This is a genomic window from Geomonas azotofigens, assembly GCF_018919395.1.
GTDB classification, from domain to species: domain Bacteria; phylum Desulfobacterota; class Desulfuromonadia; order Geobacterales; family Geobacteraceae; genus Geomonas; species Geomonas azotofigens.
On the sequence record NZ_JAHLME010000001.1, the window covers coordinates 999,565 to 1,019,585 of the forward strand.

Sequence of the window (20,021 nt, forward strand, 5' to 3'; positions counted from 1 at the left end):
TGCGGTGCTCCTGACGGCCTAAAGCCTGATGATGGAGTTGGCGTTGAAGAAGATCTGCTCCGGGACGCCGAGCGCCTCCTTGAGGGCGACGTCCTGGTCCCACGGGTTGGGGATGCCGGCGATCTGTAGCATGCGCCGCGGCGTGAGCCGGTTCGGGAAGCCCAAGGGCGTGACCGCGGCCGTGTTGGGGATGGGCATGTCGGTGCCGTAGAGGAGCCTGCCGAAGAGCTCCGGGTGCTTGAGCAGGCGCTGAAGGTGCGTCAGCCGGTTCAACTGGGTCAGCGCCGAGATGTCCGCGTACAGGTTTTGGTACTCGCCGCAGAGCCTGAGGAAGCGGCGGTGGTTGCTCTCCCCCTGGTTGCGGCCGTTACTTGCCGCGTGGGCCGCGATCACGTTCACGCCGAGGCTGAGCGCCAGCCGCAGGCGCTCCGGGTCGGCCAGTTCGTTGCGGGCCATGGTGAAGGACTTTTCCGAGCCGGTGTGGGTGAGCAGCGGCAACCCGAGCTCCCGCAGTTTCTGGTAGAACGGTGCCAGGCGGCGGTCGGCAGGGTCAAAGTGCTGAATGGATGGGAGCCACTTGACCAGCACCGCGCCGTCGGCCGCCGCGCGATCAAGGCGCTCCAGGGCGTCGCGGCGCAGGGGATTGATGCTGGCGCCGAAGAGGAGGTTCGGGTACTTGGCCGTCTCCGCCGCGACGAACTCGTTGGGGATGAACATCTCGGTCTGCGTCCGGTCCAGTTCCCCCTTGTCGTCCACCGCGCCATCCATGGCCAGGATGACCGCAGCGGCCACCCGCTCGGAAGCCGCCAGGATCTGCGACGTGCGCCGCATTACCAGGGCGTCCCCTTCGGTGTGCAGCTCCTTTTCCGTCACGCAGAAGGCTTTCAGGAACACCCTGTATCTCCAACTCCTGCGCATCGCTGGTGAGATGAAGCAGCCGCTGTCTCCCGCGCCGATGCCGGCGGTGTGACAGTGAATGTCGATGATCCCTTTTGCTGTGGTCGCGTCCATGTCGGTCTCCTCTGAGTCGGATACCTTTACGTTTACAGATACTATGCCAATGGTCGATCAGCTGAAAGTGAATATGTAACATCTTGATTCTGTGCTGATCGTCGGGGCGGTGCTTGATTTGACAGGAATCTAAACTTGACATTTTATGCACATAAGAACTACATAAAATGTATGACTACCACTAAAGTGACAGATCAAGAATGGGCCTTCCTGGAGACAGTGGCGCGCGCCGCTTTTGCCAATCCCTTTGGCGAGACGAGGGACGATCTCGATTTCGCCATCGGAGGGGCGCCGCGCGGTTCGTCGTCGGAAGAGATCCTCGATTCCGTGCTGACCCGGGTCGCGACGCAGGTGGAGAGCCTGAGCCGACGGGGCCTGGCGGATCTGCGGGGGCAGGGAGGCAACCGGCGCGAGGTGCTGCGCAGGTTCTGCCTGTTCCACGTCTTCCATCGCTACGTCGACCACTTCGACCGGCTCATCCAGGCGCAGTTGCACGAGGGCGACAAGCCCTGCCGTGTCGTCTTCGCCCGGCAGGCGCTGGAGGAACTCTCGGGTTTCGGCCTTACAGCGGAGGAGGCGGAGCGGACCTTCGCGGTATTTTACCAGCTGCGCCGCGCCTTCTACTTCATCAGGAACGGGCTGGTGGGGAGTTCCCCCTCCATGAAGGCGCTGCGCCGCCACCTCTGGGACTGCGTCTTCACCCACGACGTCCGCTGGTTCGAGGCGGGGCTGTGGAACCGCATGGAGGACTTTTCCATCCTGCTTCTCGGGGAGACCGGGACCGGCAAGGGGGCAGCGGCGGCGGCCATCGGGCGCTCCGGCTTCATCCCCTACGATCCCGCCCGCAACGGCTTCACCGAGAGTTTCACCCGCAACTTCGTGGCCATCAACCTGTCCCAGTATTCCGAAGGCGTGCTTGAGTCGGAGCTTTTCGGGCACAAAAAAGGCTCCTTCACCGGCGCCGTCGAAAACCACGAGGGGCTTTTCAGCCGCTGCGCCCCGCACGGGGTCATCTTCCTGGACGAGATCGGCGACGTCAGCATCCCGGTGCAGATCAAGCTCTTGCAGGTGCTGCAGGAGCGGGTCTTCTTCCCGGTCGGGAGCCACGAGCCCAAGCGCTTCAGTGGCCGCATCGTGGCGGCGACCAACCGGCCTCTGGACGAGATGCTCATCAACGGCAAGTTCCGCGACGACCTCTACTACCGTCTTTGCTCCGACGTGGTCACCATCCCGCCGCTGCGCGAGCGCCTCAAGGAGGAGCCCGAAGAGCTGGAGCACCTGCTGGATGCTATCCTGTGCCGCATCGCCGGGCAGCCGGTTTCCGCGCGCGAGCGGCAACTGGTGCAAAAGGTGTTGAAACGTGACTTGGGGCGGGATTACGAGTGGCCCGGCAACGTGAGGGAGCTGGAACAGGCCGTGAAGAGGATCATCCTCACCGGTCGCTACCAGGGCGTGCAGCGGGAAAAGGGGAAGGGAGATGCGGTCGAGCGGCTGGTGTCCGGCCTCAGGGAGGGGACGCTCAACGCCGAGGAAGTCTTAGCCGCCTACTGCGGCCTGCTCTACGACAGCCACGGCACCTACGAAGAGGTCGCCCGCCGCACCCAGCTCGACCGGCGCACGGTGAAGAAGTATGTGCAGATGGGGAGGGTGAATAGTTAGGCTAGGCAGGCCTTTCGGGGTCACGGGACGGGGACTGTTTTCCGGCGTTCGGGCGAGGGAGGAGATCCCGAGCGAAGCGGCCCTGCAACGGCACCTCCTGCATTTCCTTGAGCAACTCGGGGTGCTTTTCGATAAGTTTCAGCAGTTTCACCACCGGAGCGGGGGGGCGGGTCTCGCCACGCTCGTAACGGGAAAAGGCCACTTTACCCACGCCGAACGCTTCCGCCAACTCGGACTGGGTCAGCTTTAACTCCTTCCTGATGCGCCTGATATAGGAGCTGACCTCCTCTTTGACCGTGCGCAGCATCGTCTCCTGCGCGTCTGTATAGCGTCGGTAGCTTTGGTCATCCCAGACCCCCTCGCCGCAGGCGGTGCAGAACTGGCCCTGCATTCCGCTCAAGGTCATTGATTCTCCTCTGTAGCTGAGGGTTTCTTCACGGACTTCCGTCACCATCTCGTTGCCGCACGCTGGGCACTTCATATCCACCTCTCATTTCTTCTTGAACTGGATCACGGGCGGGTGTCCCTGATGCCACGTTACCTTGACATATACGACAACCCCTGAGGCGGTTACACCATGATACACATCCTGCCATTGCCTGGGGTCGGCAAGGGTGGTCATGGATTTATAGAAATCGCACCTTTTCAACGCGCACACGACTTGCCGCATCTCCTTTTCTGTCAGCCCGAGAGCCAAGCCCCCGCGCAAAGCGGTTACCGTGAAAGGGCGGCTCTGCGGATCGGCCACTGTGGCCTGAATGAGTGACAGCGGGTAATGTGGCGTGCGCTTCTCCATGCCAGATGTTATACAGCTTCTATAAATTAGTCAAATTGATAAAAACGGGATCTTAGCACCTCCTTTGCGCTGTGCGCACCGCCGCACTGTCCAGTACTTGGCCGGGTCCTCTACCGCAGGCAAATCGAAAAAACACGTTCAAAAACTTGAATATATTTGAGCCGCGTGCTATGGTCGCTCCAGTTAAGTTCTTGAGATCATTGCTGTGCGTCGGCGCAAGCCGGCGCGGCGGTGGCTTCAGGAACGTGAGATGGAAAATTTTGTTATGAGGAGGAAGCAGTGAAGAAGATTCTTTATGCAGGTCTGTTGGCTGGTTTTGGGATCATGTCCGGTTGTGCCTCGCCCTTTCCGATGGGCGCCCTCTACACCGAATTGAAGCTTCCGGTCGCGGCGACCGCGAACGGCAGCGAGAAAAAGCACGGCGTGGCTGAGTGCAAGAGCGTGCTCGGGCTCGTCGCCACCGGCGACTGCAGCATCGAAACCGCCAAGAAAAACGGCGGGATCAGCAAGGTTTCCACCGTCGACTGGGAAGGGAAGAACATCCTGGGCCTTTTCGGCGAGTACAAGCTGCACGTCTACGGCGAATAAGCAGGATAGAGATCAGAAAAATGAAGCCGGGCTCCCCAGGGATGCCCGGCTTTTTTTGTGTCAGACCACCAGGTTGCGCGGGTGTCCGAGGACGAATCCTTCCACGTTCCCGATTACCTGCTCGGCGAGGGTGGCTGAAGAGCGGTCGCTGATCCAGGCGACGTGCGGCGTGACGATCAGGTTGGGCTGTTTCAGATCCAGCAAGGGGGATCCGTCCCGTGGCGGTTCCTGGGTCAGGACGTCGAGCCCCGCCCCCGCGATGACGCCCTCTTTGAGAGCCTGCGCCAGCGCCGCCTCGTCGAGCAGGCCGCCACGGCCGCAGTTGATCAGAATTGCGTGGCGCGGCATCAGCTTCAGTTCCGCCGCGCCGATCATGCCGCGGCTCTCCTCCGTGAGGGGGCACAAGAGCACCAGCACGTCGCTTTTGGCCAGGACCTCCTCGAAGGGGGTGCGGTCCGAACGCACCTCCGCGGCTCCCTTTCTCTCCGCGTAGAGCACCTCCATGCCGAAGGCCTCTCCCAGGGTCGCCACCGCGCTTCCCAGCGCGCCGACCCCGATGATGCCGAGGGTCGCACCGGAGAGGGAGCGGGGCATCGGCTCCACCTGCACCAGGTATCCTTCCGAACGCTGCCAGGCGCCTCCCTGGACCACGTCATGATAGGTGAGCAGGTTGCGCCGCAGGGCGAGGATCAGGGAGAAGACGTGCTCCGGCACGCTCACCGACCAGTTGCGCACGTTCACCACCGTGACCCCCTGGTGGCGGCAGGCGTCCAGGTCGACGTGGTCAACCCCGGTGGCGGCGACCGCGATCAGGCGCAGTTGCGGCAGCTCGGCCAGGTGTTCCGCGCTGATGGCGACCTGGTCCGTGATCGCGATGGTGGCGTCGGCAAGACGCCCCACCACGTCCTCGGGGCGGGTGTCCGGGTATTCCTGCCATTGGTGCGGGAAGCATGGGGGGCGCAGCGGCACCGAGATGCCGCCGCGGTCCAGAAAGACGATCCTCTCCATCAGTGCGACATGAGGACCGGGATGGTCATGTGGTGCAGCACGTGTTTGGCGACGTCGCCCAGCACGTAGTTGCCGAAATGGAGGTCGGCGTAGGCCCCCATCACCAGGAGGTCGCTCCCCTCGTCGGAGACGCGGTTCAACAAGACGTCGCCCACGTGCAGCTCGGTGACGAGGCTGGTCTCGACTTCGGCTGTGACGCCGTGCGCGGCGAGGTAGCGGCGCAGGCTCTCAAGGTCGGCCTCCTCCCCCTGGCTCGGGTTCACCTCGAAGATGTGGGTGGAAGATGCAGCCTTCAGGAAAGGTACGGCGTCGGTGAGCGCACGGGAGGATTCCCGCCCGGATTTCCAGGCCACCAGGACCTTGTCGCCGGTGCTGCTGTACTTGCCGGTGTAGGGGACGATCAGCACCGGCTTGCCCGAGCCGAAGACCACCTTCTCGGGGAGGAAATCAGTGGCGCGGCGCTCGGAGGAGCCGTGCTCGCTCTGCCCCACGACCACCAGGTCGGCGAAGGTGGCGTAGTGGTTGATCGCCTCGACCACCCCACCCAGCACCTTGGCGTCCACGGTCACCCATTCGCCCTTGACGTCGGCGGCGGCCGTCTTCTCGTTGAAAAGGCGCGCCAGCTCCTCGGTGGCGTCCTGGTCGTGTCCCCGGCGCAGCGGGATCAGGTGGTGCGGCTGCACGTTGAGCCCGATCACCCCGGCGCGGTGCCGCTTGGCGAGGTTGAGGGCGAGGTCGAGCCGGTCGGCCGAGTGGTCGGGATCATCCATGAAGACAAGAATCTGTTTCAGCTCCATCAGGTTGCGCCTCCTTGATAAACGAGCGTGTCGTGCTCGGTTGCTGGTGCTGCGGCTGTGGTCGGTAAAGCCTTTTCCAAGGTGGCGAAATTGCGCAAGAGGTGCCCCTTGATCATCTCCTTGAAGTCCGCCTCCTGGTCGCCGCGGTACACCAGCGACGAGGCGATCTCGGCAGCCAGGATGGCGTAGCGGCACTTGGCGGGGAGACGGTCCAGCCGGGTCCGGTATTCGGGCTCGCGCAGCATCGCGGGGAGGTGCGCCAGGATGGCCCGCTGGAACACCTGCTCGTCGCACAGTTCCGGGTTTCTCTGGAAGAAGGAGAAGAGCCGCGCGTAGTGCCCATTGATCTCGTGGCTGATCGCCTCGGAGATCTCGGTGTAGGTGAAGCTGCTTCCCGCCTCGCGGTGGCGCCGGAAGATGAGCTGCGCCTCGTCGCGGGCCCGCTGCTCCAGGATCCGCAGCACGTCGGCCACGTAGCGTTCCTTGTGCTGCAGGAACTCCTCCTCGGAGAGCATCAGGTTGGCGATGATCTCGTAGGACGAGGAGATGACGCCGCACTTGTTGGCCGAGGCGTCGCGCATGATGACGATGCCGCGGCGCTGCATCTGGGTCCTCGCCTCGGGCGTGATGAAGGAGTTGGCCCCCTCCACGATGGCGCGGGTGGTGGGGGTGCCGTCCTCGCGGAAGAAGCGCGCCCAGTTCTCGGCGTCGATGGTCTCCGGGCGCCCGCCGGCCGGGATGAAGAGGTCGGTGGGGACCGAGAAGAGGAGGTTGCCGAACTCGCGGTGGAACTGGTCCGTGGTCACCCACTGCTCCTCGACGCCGAGGCCGGTGCTCACGGCGCGCTTGAAGAGCTCGCGCAGGCCGTCGGTGCGGCGCTGGTTGCGGTACAGGATGAAGCCGCCCGGGTGCAGGCGCGCGGGGTCGAAGGCGTCCAGGTCTTGCTTTAAGACGATGCGGGCGAGCTCCCCGTGGTCCATTCCTTCCGGGTCGAAGATGGCGCCGCTGCCGTCCAGGATCAGCTTGATGCAGGCCTGCGGGGAGCGCTCCAGCATGATACGCAGCGCGTTGCCGGCCACGTCGCCGCTGGGGCCGCCGGTCAGCTTCACGCTGAAGCGGTCGCGCCGGATGTCGACGCCGAGTTCGCGCATGGTGGTCTCGGCGAACTGCATCACGCCGGTGGAGGTGACGCCGTACTCCTTGTGGTTGATCCCCACCCTTTTACTGGAGATGAGGCCGATGCCGAGCAGGTAGCCCCGTTTCAGCGACTGGCGCGCGATCATCTCGATCATCACGTCGTGCATGTTCTCGTCGGGGCCGATCTCGATCGGCTCGTCCTCGCCGTAGTAGTCGACCACGCGCGGGTCGCGGGCCCGGCCGCCGTCGGTGACGAAGATGTCCAAGAAGGCGTTGATGAAGCCGAACTGCAGCTTGTACAGGCGCTGCGTAGAGAGGTCGTGGGCTTCCAGGCGCGCGGCGTCCAGCACCACCACCATCTTGGAGCCCCCCTCGTAGATGTCCTTGTTCTTCAGGTGCTGGGTGTGGGCCAGCACGTACACCTCGCGGAAGAGGGTGCTCGCCGAGGTGACGTAATCGTCGCGGTTTTTGGTGATGATGGTGCGCCAGCCGCCGCGGGCGATGTCGGAGAAGCCGATGTGGTAGCCGCAGCCGTAGCGCCCGAAGAAGAAGGTGATCCTGAACGGGATCTCCGGCGGCAGGTCGGCGGTGAACTCCGGGGCGAGCTCGGCCAAGTAGGCCGGGTCGAGCCGGAACGCGAGCGCGTGCTTCTCGCGCACGTAGAAGTTGGTCTTCAGCGTATTGCGAATGAAGGCGATGGCGCAGCGGAAGATGGAGCGGCGCAAATCGTCGATGTAGCGATGCCCGGTATTGTACGACTCGACGAAGCGGACCGTCTCCTCCAGGGTCTTCTTGTAGAACTCCTCGCGCAGGGAGAGTCCCGGCTGGAACCGGGTCCTGAACAGCTTGGCGAGCTGCAGGGCGATGTCCGGGTGGGAGTGGAACGCGAGCCTCACCTCCTCGTGGCTGAAGGGGTCGGGGTGGTGATGGGCCAGGTTGGTGTGGCAAAAGGCGATGAAAGCGTTGACGAGGCTCGCCTCCTCGCCGGTCATCACCTGGGTGGTGACGAACCTGCGGTAGGTCATGGAGGCGGTGGAGAGGATCTGGGTGTTGTATAGCTCCATCTGCAGCCGGTCGAAGAGCTCGCTCCCCTTGGACAGCAGCACCTCGTCGCCGCGCTTTCTGACGTAGAAGGTGCCGAGGAAGTAGGGGTGCACCCCGTTGGAGATGGTCAGGCAGTAGGCGCGCTTCACCCCGAAGTCGAGCCGGTTGAAGACCTCCATGGTCTGCAGCAGGAAGTCGTTCTGGGGCGGGTTGCCGACCGCGAAGAGGACGCGGGTCTCGGCGTCGGGACCCTGGTCCTCGGTCTGCTCGACGTCGAGGAAGATCCCCCCCTGGCGGTTACCCTCCTGGAAGACCCAGAGGATCTGGGCCACCCGGTTCGGGGGGGAGATCCGGACGTACTGCTCGTTGTTGAGCCAGAGTAACCGCAGCAGCGGATCGAGCTGGTTCATGTCGAACAGCGGGTAGCGGCTTTGCAGCGCCTGGGCGATCCCCTCCCTGATGGCGGGGGGGATGACCGTCGCCGGCGCGTTGGCAATCTCGCCGTGCTCCTTGCGGTCGAAGTCGAAGCGCTGCACCTCGAGCCCCTGGGTGAGCCCCGGTACCAAGCCGCTGGAGTGGGTGAACTCGGCGTAGGAGATGTCGCGCTCCTGCAGGGTGCGCAGGGTATCGTACAGGGAGCCGGGCTGGTTCAGGCGGGCGAGGATCAGCGTCCTGGCCCGGTCCGCCACGGTCAGCTTCTGGTTATGGGCCAACGTTCTCAGCCCCACCGCAAGCGCGTGCAGCGCCTCGGCTTCCTCCTGCATGGTGATGAAGAAGTAGGAATCCATCTGGCCCTGGAGCCAGGCGAGGTTCTCCCTGGTGCACCCCTCGTTGGCGCCGATCAGGCGGTCAACTGCAGCGAGCACATCCCTTTCGGCGGCACACATGTCACTCCCCCTGGACCGGCAGCAGTCCTTCCATTTCCGGCTTGAAAACGCTCCAGACGCGCTGGCGCAGCTCGGCCAGGAACTCGTTGGTGATGAACTTCGGCAGCGTCACCTTGGGGTTCGGGGCGTCCATGACCTGAGCGGGGAGGGTGTACTCCTTCTCCTCGTGGAACCCCTGGCGCAGCTCCAGCGCGAGGCCGCGCAGGTAGGCGCGGCGCACGGCGGCGACGATGTCCGCCGAGGCGATCTCCAGTCCCGCCGCCTCCTTCAGGGCGCGTACGATGATGTCGTGCCCGATGCCGACGCCGACGAACTTGCACAGGCCGATCATGTCGTAGCCCACCTGCAAGAGCCCCCCGGTGGTGATGGCCTGGGTCCACTCCTCGAGGGAGTGCTTCCCTTCCTTGGCCAGCATCATGTGGGTCCCCATGGACATGTGGCCGCCGGCGATGGCGAACATGTAGCCGGGGTTGGTGTCCGGGAGGTAGGCCGGGAGCTCGAGCCCCTTGACGTGCATGGCGTAGGAGGTCTCGCCGGTCTCCTCGGAGAGGCGCTTGACGCCGCGGGCGATGCCGGGGAGCTTGCCGCGGCCGGCATCTTCGATCAACTCGGTGATCTTGTCGTAGTCGCCGAAGGTGGCGCCGTTGAAGAGCGGCTTCTCGGGGTGGCGCTCGTTGTAGTCGAGTACGTAGGAAATAGTGGTCCCCAGGGAAATGGCGTCCATCCCCAAGAGGTCGCAGCGGTGGATCAGGTCGCAGACCTTGGCCGGCTCGTGCACGCCCAGGTTGGAGCCGAACAGGATGAGCGGCTCGAAGTCGAACTTCGCCGCCAGCTTGCCGCGGCTGCCGTCCTCGTTCTTGTAGAAGAGGTTGTTGTGGCAGCGGATGCCGCAGCGGTGGCAGGCCTCGGTGGCGATGTCGAATTCCTTCTCCACCTCGTCGCGGAACAGCCTCTCCACGTCGTCGTTCCCCTTGGGGCGGAAGTTGTTGAGCGGTACCGCGTGGAAGACCTGGAGCACCTCGATGTTGGCCCAGGTCCCGCCGCCGCCGCCCTGGCTTGCCGGCTGGAAGCGGGCGCTGCCGCCGCTTTTGAGGATGTCGCGGTTCACGTCGCGGATCTCGGGGGTGATCTTTTGCAGCTTGTCGGAGCTCAGCGCCACGACGGCCAGGAGGTTCTTGTACCCCATGAGGCTCCCCATGCCGCCGCGGCCGGCGAAGCGGCTCTTGGGCTCGCCCGATTTGAGCTCGTTGTCGGTGCTCATCACCACGGCACCCATGTAGTTGTTCTCCCAGTTCTCGCCGGCGGGGCCGATGGCGGCGAAGTGGGCCTCCGGGTACTCCTGGTACAGGGCCATGATCTTGCCGTGGCCGGTGAGCCCGATCAGGTGGTCGGCGGGCTTCAGCTCTACCTCGGGACCGTTCTCCCCTTCCTTCAACAGGGCGTAGACCGGCTTGTCGGAGCGGTTCTCGAAGATCACCTCGTCGAGGCCGGTCCACTTGAACTTGTTGCCGAAGTTGCCGCTGCCGGTGGACCACATGGCGCCGGGGCGCCCGGTGCCGGATTTCTTCAAGGGGCTGTAGCCGGAGAAGTAGCTGCGCATGCCGGTCATGATGCTGGTCCCGGTCAGAAGGCCGGTGTTCAGGATCACCGGGTTCTCCGGGCAGTAGGCCTCCGCGATGTCGCGTTCGGCGAGGATCTGGAAGCTCCTGCCGAAGCCGCCCAGCACGTCCTCGAGGTTTTTGCAGGGGACCTGGGCGAAGGTGGTTGTGCCGCTGGCAAGGTCGACGGTGCAGCGCTTGTAGACGACGCTTTCCGGGTTGTTGCTGATGGTTTTTTCGCTCATATCGTTGCTCCGCAAAAATAAGGTGATGGCCGTTAGGGGACTGGCTCCGCCAGGTGCCTGTCCCCCTGCGTTTGTGGTTTTGGTGTCGAAAGCAAGGGGACAGGCACCTGCGGAGCCAGTCCCCGAACGGCAGGGGGATTTGCTACTACCCTCCGCCCATGCGCGGCAGCAGGGAAACGACGTCACCCTCCGCAACCGTCTCGTCCCAACCCGCGTGCAGTCCGTTCACGAGGACCGTGCCCACGTCCTGCCGGGCAAGTCCCAGTTGCTCCACGATGGAGGCGATCTTCTGGTCGGGGGTGATCTCCCAGTCCGCCTCGTCGAACTTCTGCCTGCGCAGGGACGCGTAGAGTTTTACCTTGATCTGCATGTGAAACCTCCCGTCATGACAACGGAAAAAGGATCCCTCCGGCCGTACCCGGGCGGGCGGGAAGCCGGCGCCCGGGGGGACGGAGGGGAGTCTGAAAGGAGCTTTGGTACCGGTGGTTACTTAGAAGCCGAGGTAGGCTTCGCGGATGGACTCGTCGGCTTCGAGGTCCTTGCCGGTCCCCTGGCCCACGATGCGCCCGTTTTCCATGACGTAACAGTAGTCGGCGACCTTCAAGGTCTGGTGCACGTTCTGCTCGACGAGGAAAATGGTGAGCCCCTGCCTGTGCAGCTCCTGGATCACCTTGAAGACCTCCTGCACCATGATCGGTGCCAGGCCGAGGCTCGGCTCGTCGAACATGATCACCTGGGGATCTTGCATCAGTGCGCGCCCGATCGCAACCATTTGTTGCTCGCCGCCGGAGAGGGTCTCGGCGGTCTGGGTGCGCCGCTCTTCGAGGCGCGGGAAGATCTCGTAGATCCGCTTCAGGGTCTGGGCCCTTTTGCCGTGCGCCCTTTTCAGGTAGGCGCCGACCAGGAGGTTCTCCTCCACGGTCATCTTCGGGAAGAGCTGGCGCCCCTCGGGAACCAGGGTGATGCCGAGGTCGACCACCTTGTGCACCGGCATGCCGGTGACCAGCTTGCCATCGTAGTGGATGGTGCCGCTCGCGGTCGGGATCAGGCCGCACAGCGACTTGAGGGTCGTGGTCTTGCCGGCGCCGTTGGCGCCGATGAGCGCCACCAGCTGCCCCTTGGCGACGGAGAAGGAGATGTTCCACAGGGCCTGGATGTCCCCGTAATTGACTGAGATGCCGTTGACGTCGAGTAGATTCATGCCGCTTCCTCTCCAAAGTACGCTTGAACGACGTGCGGATCGCTGGACACCTCGGACGGGGTCCCCTCGGCGATCTTCTTGCCGAAATTGAGCACCACCAGGCGGTCCGAGATGTTCATGATGACGCGCATGATGTGCTCGACGATGAGGATGGTGAGACCCTGCGCCTTGAGCTTCATGATCAGCTCGACGGTGCGGTCCGCCTCGGTCGGGTTGAGGCCGGCGACGACCTCGTCCAGGAGCAGGAACGACGGCTCCAGGGCGAGCGCCTTGCTGATCTCCAGGCGCTTACGCCCCGCCAGGGTGAGGCCGGCGGCGGAGACGTTGGCGCGGTCGGCGAGACCGGTGGTCTCCAGCACCTGCCAGGCGTGACGCACGGCGTCGGCCTTCTTGGGGTGCTTCAGAAAGGAGGCGATGGTCACGTTCTCCAGTACGGTGAGCCCCGCGAAGGGCTTCACCACCTGGAAGGTGCGGCCGATGCCCACGCCGGCCAGGTGGTAGGGGGGCTTGCCGGAGATGTCGTTCCCCTCGAAGATCACGTTCCCCTTGGTGGGGGCGTAGTAGCCGGAGATGACGTTGAACAGCGTGGTCTTGCCCGCGCCGTTGGGGCCGATGAGACCGACGATCTCGCCTTTTGCCACGTTGAAGCTGACGTCGTCCACCGCGGTGAGGCCGCCGAAGCACTTGGTTACCGAATTTACCTTGAGGATAGGTTCAGCCATGAGTTAGTTCCCTTCTTCCGGTGCTGCCACGGCGGAAAGTGCCGCGGGTTCCGATGCCGGTTCCGTCTGGTGCTGCGGCCTGGCGGCGTCCGCCTTGCGCTTGAACATGGTGCCCCAGAGGCCGTTGGGTATGAAGATGACGCTGATGGCGATCAGCGCGCCCAGGATGATGAGGTACAGGAGCTGAAAGTCGGACAGGTAGGCCCAGAAGAGCGTCTTGAAGGCGAAGATCAGGATGGCCCCCAGTGCCGGTCCGAACAGGGTCCCCATGCCGCCGAAGACCACCATGACCACCGCCTGGTCGCTGACCAGGTCCCCCAGGGTGGAGGAGGGGTCGATGAAGGTGATCCAGTAGGCGTAGATGCCGCCCAGGATGCCGGTCGGCAGCGCCGAGAGGATGAAGGACTGCATCTTCAGCTTGGTCGGGTTGAGGCCGAGCGCCTTGGCCCCTTCCTCGTCCTCGCGGATCGCCTTCAGCTTCAGGCCGAAGGGAGCGCGCTCGAGGAGATACCAGAGGATGGCGAAGGTGCCGCCCACGGTGATCAGCATCAGGTAGTAGAAGAACTGCGGGTTCAGGAATGCATCGAGCCTCATGCCGTCCGGACCGCCGGTGAACTCGACGTTCAGGGCGAGCTGCTGGATAGCGCGGGAGAGCGCCCAGGTGGCGATGGCGAAGTAGGCGCCCTTCAGCCTCAGGGTCGGGATCCCCGCGATGAGCGCCACGACTGCGGCGGCGACGCCACCAAGCGGCAGGGCCGCCCAGAAGGGGAGGTTCGCCTGCATCATCAGGATGCCGATGGTGTAGGCCCCGATGCCGAAGAAGGCACCGTGACCGAAGTTCAGGTAGCCGGTGTAGCCGGCGATGACGTCGAAGGCGATGGCGAGCCCGATCCACATCACTCCCTCGGTGAGGACGCGCAGCACGAAGGTGTCGTGCACCACGAGAGGCAGGATCAAAAGGGCGGCCACCAGGATGGCCAGTACGGTTGCGCCACGGTTTTTCATGTCAGACCCCCTTGCCGAACAGCCCGCGCGGGGAAATCAGCAGGATGATGTAGAGGATGGCGAAGACGGCGAGCAGGGTGTGGCTCGGGTTGAAGTAGATCATGAAGATCGACTGCACGAGACCCAGCAGGAGCGCCGCCCAGGGGACGCCGGCCAGGTAGCCCATGCCGGCGAGAACCACCACGAAGAAGGCGAAGATGGTGTACTCGTTGCCCATCTGGGCGCCGATGGAGAGGATACAGCCCAGGAGCACGCCGGTCATGGCCGAGATGCCGACGTAGATGCCGTACACGTAGGAGCCGGTGCGCTTGCTGTTCACTCCCATGAGACCCGCGGCATCCTTGTGCTGTGCCAGCGCACGGACACCGAGGCCGAAATTGGTCTTTTTCAGGAGGTAGTGCAGGATCAGGGTGATCGCCAGCGCGTAGCCAAGTCCTACCAGGCGCACGGTCGGGATGGTCACGGTCAGCCCCAAGGGCTCCAGGTTGAACGACCCTTCCGAGAAGGCGGACGGGATCGAGTTCGAGTAGAAGCCGAAGGCGGTGAGGGCGAGCCCGCGGAACATGATGGCCAGGCCGAAGGTGAAGACGAGGCCCATCAGGAAGGGGTTGCCCTTGGTCCCGGAAAGCACCCGGTGGATCACCGGCTGGATCACGTAGCCGACCCCGAAGTAGAGGACGAAAATGACCGGCAGAAAAAGGAAGGGATCGAGGCCGGTCCATTTGTTCAGGTAGTAGCCGGTGAAGGCCCCGAACATGATCCATTCTCCGACGGCGAAGTCGATGACGTGCATGACCCCATAAGTGAGCGAGAACGCGATGGCGATGGTGATGTAGATCCCCCCCAGCAGTATCCCGTCGGTCAAGGCTTGTGGCAGCAGTTCCATCATAAAGCAAGTCCTCCAGCGTTGCGTTTCCAGCGAATATGCAGCTACGTTGTCTGTGGTCCGTCTGGACCGGCGGCGGTCGCCCGCCCGGGCCGCTCTGGCCGTTGTGGTTCCCCCGGTGCGGGAGATGAGCCCCTGCCGGCGGCGGTGGCTGCCGGCAGGGGATACTTCATCGAGCTATTAACGGGATTTCCACTCTTTCATCGGGTAGATGGCCGGGGCTTCGACGGAAGCCTTCGGGCCGACGGTCTTCACCTGGCCGCCCTGGATCTGGATGGTGAGCGGGTCGAGGCCGACGTTGGCATGGTAGAACTCGCCGGAGGTCGCGAACTTCACGCGGCCGTAGAAGGTCTGCACGTCGATCTGCTCGAGGGCCTGGATCAGCTTGGTGCGGGTAGCCTCGTCCATGCCCGGCTTGGCGCCGATCTTCTGCAGAGCGGTCTGGAAGGCGATGCCGGCGGCGGAGCAGCCGCCCTGGGTGTAGTCGCCCGGGTTGTTGAAGGCTTTCTGGGAAGCGGCGGCGTAAGCGGCAGCGTTCGGCCAGAGCACGTTGCACTTGGTCTTGGCGGTGCCGGTCCAGCAGGTGGTGCCGAAGATCTGCTCGCCGTCTTTGCCGACCGCGTCGATGAACGCCTTGTCGGTGATGCCACAGTGCATGAGGAGGGCTTTCGGGGTGTAGCCGATCTGCTTGAGGGCTTTCACGAACTTCACGTGCTCTTCGTCATGGCCGCCGAAGGCGATGATGTCCGGCTTCATGCTGCGCACGGCGGAGAGGAGCGGGGTCATGTCCTGGCCGGAGGGAACGATGCTGAACTTGACGATCTTCAGCTTGGCCTTCTCGGCGGCAGCCTTGTAGGACTCGGCGGTCGCCTTGGAGAAGGCGTCGTTGGAGCCGATGATGGCGATGGTCTTCGGAGCCGGCTTCATCTCGGTCAGGGTCTTGATGGAGGTAGCACCGGTGAAGTTGATCGGCGGGATGGTGCCGAAGGTGTACTTGAACTTGTTCTTCCAGATGAGCGGGCTCTCTGCGGAACCGGTGATCATCGGGATCTTGTACTTGTCGACGACCGGGGCCACGGCGAGGGTCACGCCGGAGGAGTAGGGGCCGAGGATGAAGTCGACCTTCTCCTGGGTGATCAGCCTCTCGGCCGCTGCCGCGCCGGCAGCCGGGTTACTCTGGGCATCGGCGTACACCAGTTTGACCGGATATTTCTTGCCCTGGATCACGATGCCGCCCTTGGCGTTTACTTCCTGCGCCCAAAGGTCGTAGCCGCGCTTGGTGATGTTGCCGCCGGTGACGAGGTCCCCGGACAGTTCGGTGATGACACCGATCTTGAAGAAGTTCCTCTGCTCCGCGTGGACCGGGATGGCCACGAAGAGGGCTGCGATGAGCAGCAGTACCCTGACGAATCCAAACTTCATTGTGCTACCTCCTGTTGTTTGATGTGCCAAAAAAAGTTTTTGAAACAACCTGCATCGCATTCCATTCAAGGTTCGCGGCCGGTGCGGCGGACGACGTCGGCTGCCGTGGCCGAGGGAACCCGGTGCCCGCACCTCCCGGCGCTGGCTGCCCGTATACAGCAGAAAGCATGCCAAATGACCCCGATTGGCGGCAAAGGCGGAATTTGCAAAACGGGGTTTGGCGAAACTCCGCATGCTTACTGACAATGAACGGTGAACGGCACGATGCAGGGGAAGGAGGAGGGGGATACCGCCCCGCGGAGGCCCCCTTGGTCGACGGCAAAATTATTCACATCTGAATAGCGGTCGTATACAGGATGGCGCCATCAGCAGGCGAGGCCGTAGCGTTTTAATTTCCGCGCAATGGTCGGCTGGCTCACGCCGAGCGCCTCGGCCAGGTCGGCCTGGCAGCCATGGGATTTGATCGCGTGGGCCAGGAGGGCGCGCTCAGTACTTTCAATGACTTGCGGCAGGGTCATGCTTTCCGGCCACTGCGCCGGGGCCGTCGCCTCGCTGGTGTCGCCCTTGGCGACGTCGGCGGGGAGGTCCTGCAGGCTGATCACTTCGGACTCGGTCATGACCACCAGCCGCTCGCACAGGTTCATCAGTTCGCGTACGTTTCCGGGGAACGGGTAACCCAAAAGGGTGTCGCAGGCGGCGCGGGAGAGGCGTTTGCTGGTCTTGTGCTTCTTGGCGTACCACTCGATGTAGTGCAGGATGAGGGGGAGCAGGCACTCCTTTCGCTCCTTGAGGGATGGGACGTGGATGGGGATCACCTTGAGGCGATAGTAGAGGTCGAGGCGAAACTTCCCCTCCTCGACCATCTGCTCGAGGTTTCGGTGGGTTGCGGCGAGGATGCGCACCTTCACCTCGCGGGGGCGGGTGCTCCCCAGGCGCATGATGGTGCCGTCCTCCATGAAGCGCAACAGCTTCACCTGGGAGGGGAGCGGCAGTTCGGCGATCTCGTCCAGGAAGAGGATCCCGCCGTCGGCAAGCTCGAAATAGCCCGGCTTGCCGCCGGACTGGGCGCCGGTAAACGCCCCCTTGTCGTAGCCGAAAAGCTCTGATTCTATGAGGGATTCGGGAATCGCACCGCAGTTGATCTTGATGAGCGGCTTGTTGGCGCGCTCCGAATTCTTGTGGATCAGGTCGGCAAAGAGACCCTTGCCGACACCGGAGGGGCCCAGGATCAGCACGGTGGATTCGACCTTGGCGACCTTGAGCGCCTGGCGCAGCGCCTTCAGCATGGCGGGGCTGCGGGCGATGATCTGCTGGTTCTCAAGTTGCTGTTCCTGCTGCATTTCCAGCATCTGGTTGCGGTACTGGTCCCGGATCGCCTCCTGGTCTTCCAGTTCGCGCTGCAGGTTGTCGATTTCCGTGATGTCGCGCTCACTTACGACTACGCGGGTGATGCGGCCCGCCGAGTCGAAGACCGGGGCCGCGGTGGTGATCAGCTTGCGCCCCTCGCGCTGCTGCAGGAGGTTCACCCGGGCGCCGGTCCGGAGCACCTCGAGGGTGGCGGAACGGTCGAAGACGCGGGCATTGATCAGGTCGCGCATGTTGCGCCCGACCACGTCCTTGGCCTGGACGTTGTTGATGCGCTCGGAAGCGGGGTTGATGCGCACCACATTGGCATCGGCGTCGCAGATCCAGAGGCCGTCCGAGGAGGAGTCGATGATGGTGTCCAGCTCGCGGGTAAGCCCCTGGAAGAACTCCATTTGCTTCGCCATCTCCTCGAGTTCGGTGCTCTCGACGAAGACGCATACCGCGCCCACCTGCTCCTGGTCCATGAGCATCGGGCTCACCCGCACCAGGAAGTTGGACTCGATGCCGCGCACCGAGATCTCGGTGTTGCGCGCGTGCCCCAAGAGCCGCTGTGCCACCTTGGGCCACAGGTCGGGGAGCACGTCGTTCAGGTGCACCCCCTGGAAGGCGCCGAAGCTCTCCCGGACCGCCCGGTTGGCCAGGATCACCATGCCCGAGGTGTTCACGGCCAGGATGCCAACGTCGACGGCGTTCACCATGGCCTGGTAGAAGGCGTCGGAGCGCAGCTCGCCTCCGCTGGAAAAACCGATGAGTTCCACTGGGTTGAGCGAGTTGTTCACGGCGGACGATCTCCTTCTGCGTACCCACATGCGTCGGGCCCTGAGGCCGGAAGGATGGGCGGTCGTGGCGTATACCAGAGCCCCTTCGAGGTGCATTATGCAGAAATGAATCAAATATTCAAGTGTAAATAATAGAACAACCTCGAAACAGTCAGCACTCTTCTTATCACTGTCATTCGTGTATGTCTTTCTCTTTCGGGTATGACATTTTTGAGTCTACTTGTAATGCGGTAGCGGTTTCTCTGCCAGTATACATATAACCCGTTACAGTGAGGGGCATTTCGCCTCTCACTCCGGGCTCTGCTTTCCAATAATTGACCTTTACGTCAACTCACATATGGGCGGGTTATGCCTTCCCTCTGACTCCTTGGTACGGTCCTTGTAGTAGGGGATGACCGGGCGGACAAACAAAGTCCGGTCCCCTTGATCCGACACCTGTACCGGGATCCTCGACGGGACCCGGTAGTCACCAACTACTAGGCAAAGGAGCTTCACCCATGACCGCTGGTAACGAGCAACTGATGGAGTTACGCAACAAGCATGTCCCCGGAGGGGTCGCACTTTTGAGCCCCGCCTTCATCGCCAAGGCCCAGGGGGCCATCATGACCGACGTCGAGGGGCGTGAACTGATCGATTTCGCCGGCGGCATCGGCGTCAACAACGTGGGGCACAGCCACCCGAAGGTCGTCAAGGCCATCCAGGAGCAGGCCGAGAAGTTCATCCACACCTGTTTCCACGTCGCTCCCTACCAGGGGTACATCGAGCTGGCGCAGCGCCTGAACGAGCTCGCTCCGGGCACTTCCCCGAAGCAGACCATGCTGGCCAACTCCGGCGCCGAGGCGGTCGAAAACGCCATCAAGATCGCACGCTACGTCACCAAGCGCCCGGGTGTCATCTCCCTTGAGAACGGCTTCCACGGCCGCACCCTGATGACCATGACCCTGACCTCCAAGGTGAAGCCCTACAAGTACGGCTTCGGTCCCTTCGCGCCGGAGAGCTACCGCATTCCGTCCGCCTACTGCTACCGCTGCCCCTACGGCGGGAGCTACCCGAGCTGCGGCTGCGCCTGCGCCCATAAGCTCGACGAGTTCTTCACCGGCTACGTGGCGGCCGAGCAGACCGCGGCCATCATCATTGAGCCGATCCAGGGTGAAGGCGGCTTCGTCACCCCGCCGAAGGAGTACTTCGAGATCGTGCAGGGGATCTGCAAGAAGCACGGCATCCTCCTGATCATCGACGAGATCCAGAGCGGCATGGGGCGTACCGGCAAGCTGTTCGCCATCGACCACTGGGGCATCGAGCCCGACCTGATCACCACCGCCAAGAGCTTGGCCGGCGGCATGCCGCTCTCCGCGATCACCGGTCGCGCCGAGATCATGAGCCAGCCGCACCCGGGCGGCCTGGGCGGCACCTACGGCGGCAACCCGCTTTCCTGCGCGGCGGCCCTCGCGGTTCTGGATATCTTCCTGAACGACGGCCTCTTGGACCAGTCCGTGAAGCTCGGCGAGAAGCTGCAGCAGCGCTTCAACGAGATGCAGCAGAAGTACGAGATCATCGGCGAAGTGCGCGGCAAGGGCCCCATGCTCGCCCTCGAACTGGTACGCGACCGCAACACCAAGGCGCCGGCAGGCGACCTCGCCAAGAAGCTGGTCAAGCTCTGCTACGACAAGGGGCTCGTCATCCTTTCCTGCGGCGCCCTCGGCAACGTGGTCCGTTTGCTGATGCCGCTGGTCATCACCGACGAGCAGTTGGATCGCGGCATGGCCATCCTCGAGGAGTCTCTCGCCGAGGTCAACGCGGAGATCTAAGGCTCAAGGCAAAGTAGCAAGAACGATACGGCAACGGCAGTGTCTGGCATCTTCGGGGTTGGG

General features: G+C 63.5%; 17 protein-coding genes. 3 read left to right on the plus strand and 14 right to left on the minus strand.

Going from position 1 to position 20,021, the window contains the following annotated elements; translation table 11 throughout:
* Positions 1–18 precede the first annotated feature (18 nt).
* The gene (locus KOL99_RS04285; protein ID WP_216509232.1) at positions 19–1,011 is read right to left on the minus strand and encodes an amidohydrolase family protein; all 993 of its coding nucleotides are present in this window, start codon (positions 1,009–1,011) and stop codon (positions 19–21) included.
* 171 nt (positions 1,012–1,182) lie between these two features.
* On the opposite strand from KOL99_RS04285, the gene KOL99_RS04290 reads away from it, so the two are divergent.
* The gene (locus tag KOL99_RS04290; RefSeq protein WP_216509233.1) at positions 1,183–2,670 is read left to right on the plus strand and encodes a sigma 54-interacting transcriptional regulator; all 1,488 of its coding nucleotides are present in this window, start codon (positions 1,183–1,185) and stop codon (positions 2,668–2,670) included.
* A gap of 1 nt (position 2,671) precedes the next feature.
* On the opposite strand, the gene KOL99_RS04295 is transcribed toward KOL99_RS04290, so the two are convergent.
* Positions 2,672–3,151 carry a type II TA system antitoxin MqsA family protein gene (locus KOL99_RS04295; RefSeq protein WP_216509234.1) on the minus strand — a complete coding sequence of 160 codons (480 nt, stop codon included), beginning with the start codon at positions 3,149–3,151 and terminating at the stop codon, positions 2,672–2,674.
* A gap of 9 nt (positions 3,152–3,160) precedes the next feature.
* The gene (locus KOL99_RS04300) at positions 3,161–3,466 is read right to left on the minus strand and encodes a type II toxin-antitoxin system MqsR family toxin (protein WP_216509235.1); all 306 of its coding nucleotides are present in this window, start codon (positions 3,464–3,466) and stop codon (positions 3,161–3,163) included.
* A gap of 279 nt (positions 3,467–3,745) precedes the next feature.
* Here KOL99_RS04300 and KOL99_RS04305 point away from each other — a divergent pair, with 279 nt between their 5' ends.
* The gene (locus KOL99_RS04305; RefSeq protein WP_216509236.1) at positions 3,746–4,054 is read left to right on the plus strand and encodes a TRL-like family protein; all 309 of its coding nucleotides are present in this window, start codon (positions 3,746–3,748) and stop codon (positions 4,052–4,054) included.
* 60 nt (positions 4,055–4,114) lie between these two features.
* Here KOL99_RS04305 and KOL99_RS04310 read toward each other — a convergent pair whose 3' ends face one another.
* From KOL99_RS04310 to KOL99_RS04360, 11 genes are all read right to left on the minus strand, one after another.
* Positions 4,115–5,062 (minus strand): D-2-hydroxyacid dehydrogenase, encoded by a 948-nt coding sequence (locus KOL99_RS04310; RefSeq protein ID WP_216509237.1) that lies wholly within the window; start codon positions 5,060–5,062, stop codon positions 4,115–4,117.
* On the minus strand, positions 5,062–5,859 hold the full coding sequence (locus KOL99_RS04315) for a universal stress protein (protein ID WP_216509238.1): 798 nt from the start codon (positions 5,857–5,859) through the stop codon (positions 5,062–5,064). The genes KOL99_RS04310 and KOL99_RS04315 overlap by 1 nt, the downstream gene beginning before the upstream one ends.
* Entirely contained in the window at positions 5,859–8,927 is a 3,069-nt protein-coding gene (locus tag KOL99_RS04320) for an NAD-glutamate dehydrogenase domain-containing protein (protein WP_216509239.1), read from the minus strand. The genes KOL99_RS04315 and KOL99_RS04320 overlap by 1 nt, the downstream gene beginning before the upstream one ends.
* Before the next feature lies 1 nt (position 8,928).
* Complete coding sequence (locus KOL99_RS04325) at positions 8,929–10,770, minus strand: aldehyde ferredoxin oxidoreductase C-terminal domain-containing protein (RefSeq protein ID WP_216509240.1); 1,842 nt, start codon at positions 10,768–10,770, stop codon at positions 8,929–8,931.
* Between the two features lie 145 nt (positions 10,771–10,915).
* The gene (locus KOL99_RS04330; protein WP_216509241.1) at positions 10,916–11,140 is read right to left on the minus strand and encodes a MoaD/ThiS family protein; all 225 of its coding nucleotides are present in this window, start codon (positions 11,138–11,140) and stop codon (positions 10,916–10,918) included.
* A 120-nt stretch (positions 11,141–11,260) separates the two neighbouring features.
* Positions 11,261–11,971: an ABC transporter ATP-binding protein gene (locus tag KOL99_RS04335; protein WP_216509242.1), complete on the minus strand. Its 711-nt coding sequence runs from the start codon at positions 11,969–11,971 to the stop codon at positions 11,261–11,263.
* A complete protein-coding gene (locus KOL99_RS04340) occupies positions 11,968–12,693 on the minus strand; it encodes an ABC transporter ATP-binding protein (RefSeq protein WP_216509243.1) in 726 nt (241 codons plus the stop codon). The genes KOL99_RS04335 and KOL99_RS04340 overlap by 4 nt, the downstream gene beginning before the upstream one ends.
* Positions 12,694–12,696: 3 nt before the next feature.
* Entirely contained in the window at positions 12,697–13,698 is a 1,002-nt protein-coding gene (locus KOL99_RS04345) for a branched-chain amino acid ABC transporter permease (RefSeq protein ID WP_216509244.1), read from the minus strand.
* A gap of 1 nt (position 13,699) precedes the next feature.
* On the minus strand, positions 13,700–14,587 hold the full coding sequence (locus tag KOL99_RS04350; RefSeq protein WP_224958422.1) for a branched-chain amino acid ABC transporter permease: 888 nt from the start codon (positions 14,585–14,587) through the stop codon (positions 13,700–13,702).
* A gap of 177 nt (positions 14,588–14,764) precedes the next feature.
* A complete protein-coding gene (locus KOL99_RS04355) occupies positions 14,765–16,006 on the minus strand; it encodes an amino acid ABC transporter substrate-binding protein (RefSeq protein WP_216509245.1) in 1,242 nt (413 codons plus the stop codon).
* Positions 16,007–16,371: 365 nt separating this feature from the next.
* On the minus strand, positions 16,372–18,150 hold the full coding sequence (locus KOL99_RS04360; protein WP_216509246.1) for a sigma 54-interacting transcriptional regulator: 1,779 nt from the start codon (positions 18,148–18,150) through the stop codon (positions 16,372–16,374).
* Positions 18,151–18,647: 497 nt separating this feature from the next.
* On the opposite strand from KOL99_RS04360, the gene gabT reads away from it, so the two are divergent.
* A complete protein-coding gene (gabT, locus tag KOL99_RS04365; RefSeq protein WP_216509247.1) occupies positions 18,648–19,958 on the plus strand; it encodes a 4-aminobutyrate--2-oxoglutarate transaminase in 1,311 nt (436 codons plus the stop codon).
* The last annotated feature ends 63 nt before the right edge of the window (positions 19,959–20,021 follow it).

Coding starts and splice junctions, on each gene's coding strand:
- KOL99_RS04350 (WP_224958422.1), bottom strand. CDS start 14,587: ATGATGGAACTGCTGCCACAAGCCTTGACCGACGGGATACTGCTGGGG.
- KOL99_RS04315 (WP_216509238.1), bottom strand. CDS start 5,859: ATGGAGCTGAAACAGATTCTTGTCTTCATGGATGATCCCGACCACTCG.
- KOL99_RS04310 (WP_216509237.1), bottom strand. CDS start 5,062: ATGGAGAGGATCGTCTTTCTGGACCGCGGCGGCATCTCGGTGCCGCTG.
- gabT (WP_216509247.1), top strand. CDS start 18,648: ATGACCGCTGGTAACGAGCAACTGATGGAGTTACGCAACAAGCATGTC.
- KOL99_RS04320 (WP_216509239.1), bottom strand. CDS start 8,927: ATGTGTGCCGCCGAAAGGGATGTGCTCGCTGCAGTTGACCGCCTGATC.
- KOL99_RS04345 (WP_216509244.1), bottom strand. CDS start 13,698: ATGAAAAACCGTGGCGCAACCGTACTGGCCATCCTGGTGGCCGCCCTT.
- KOL99_RS04300 (WP_216509235.1), bottom strand. CDS start 3,466: ATGGAGAAGCGCACGCCACATTACCCGCTGTCACTCATTCAGGCCACA.
- KOL99_RS04355 (WP_216509245.1), bottom strand. CDS start 16,006: ATGAAGTTTGGATTCGTCAGGGTACTGCTGCTCATCGCAGCCCTCTTC.
- KOL99_RS04325 (WP_216509240.1), bottom strand. CDS start 10,770: ATGAGCGAAAAAACCATCAGCAACAACCCGGAAAGCGTCGTCTACAAG.
- KOL99_RS04285 (WP_216509232.1), bottom strand. CDS start 1,011: ATGGACGCGACCACAGCAAAAGGGATCATCGACATTCACTGTCACACC.
- KOL99_RS04330 (WP_216509241.1), bottom strand. CDS start 11,140: ATGCAGATCAAGGTAAAACTCTACGCGTCCCTGCGCAGGCAGAAGTTC.
- KOL99_RS04340 (WP_216509243.1), bottom strand. CDS start 12,693: ATGGCTGAACCTATCCTCAAGGTAAATTCGGTAACCAAGTGCTTCGGC.
- KOL99_RS04290 (WP_216509233.1), top strand. CDS start 1,183: ATGACTACCACTAAAGTGACAGATCAAGAATGGGCCTTCCTGGAGACA.
- KOL99_RS04335 (WP_216509242.1), bottom strand. CDS start 11,971: ATGAATCTACTCGACGTCAACGGCATCTCAGTCAATTACGGGGACATC.
- KOL99_RS04295 (WP_216509234.1), bottom strand. CDS start 3,151: ATGAAGTGCCCAGCGTGCGGCAACGAGATGGTGACGGAAGTCCGTGAA.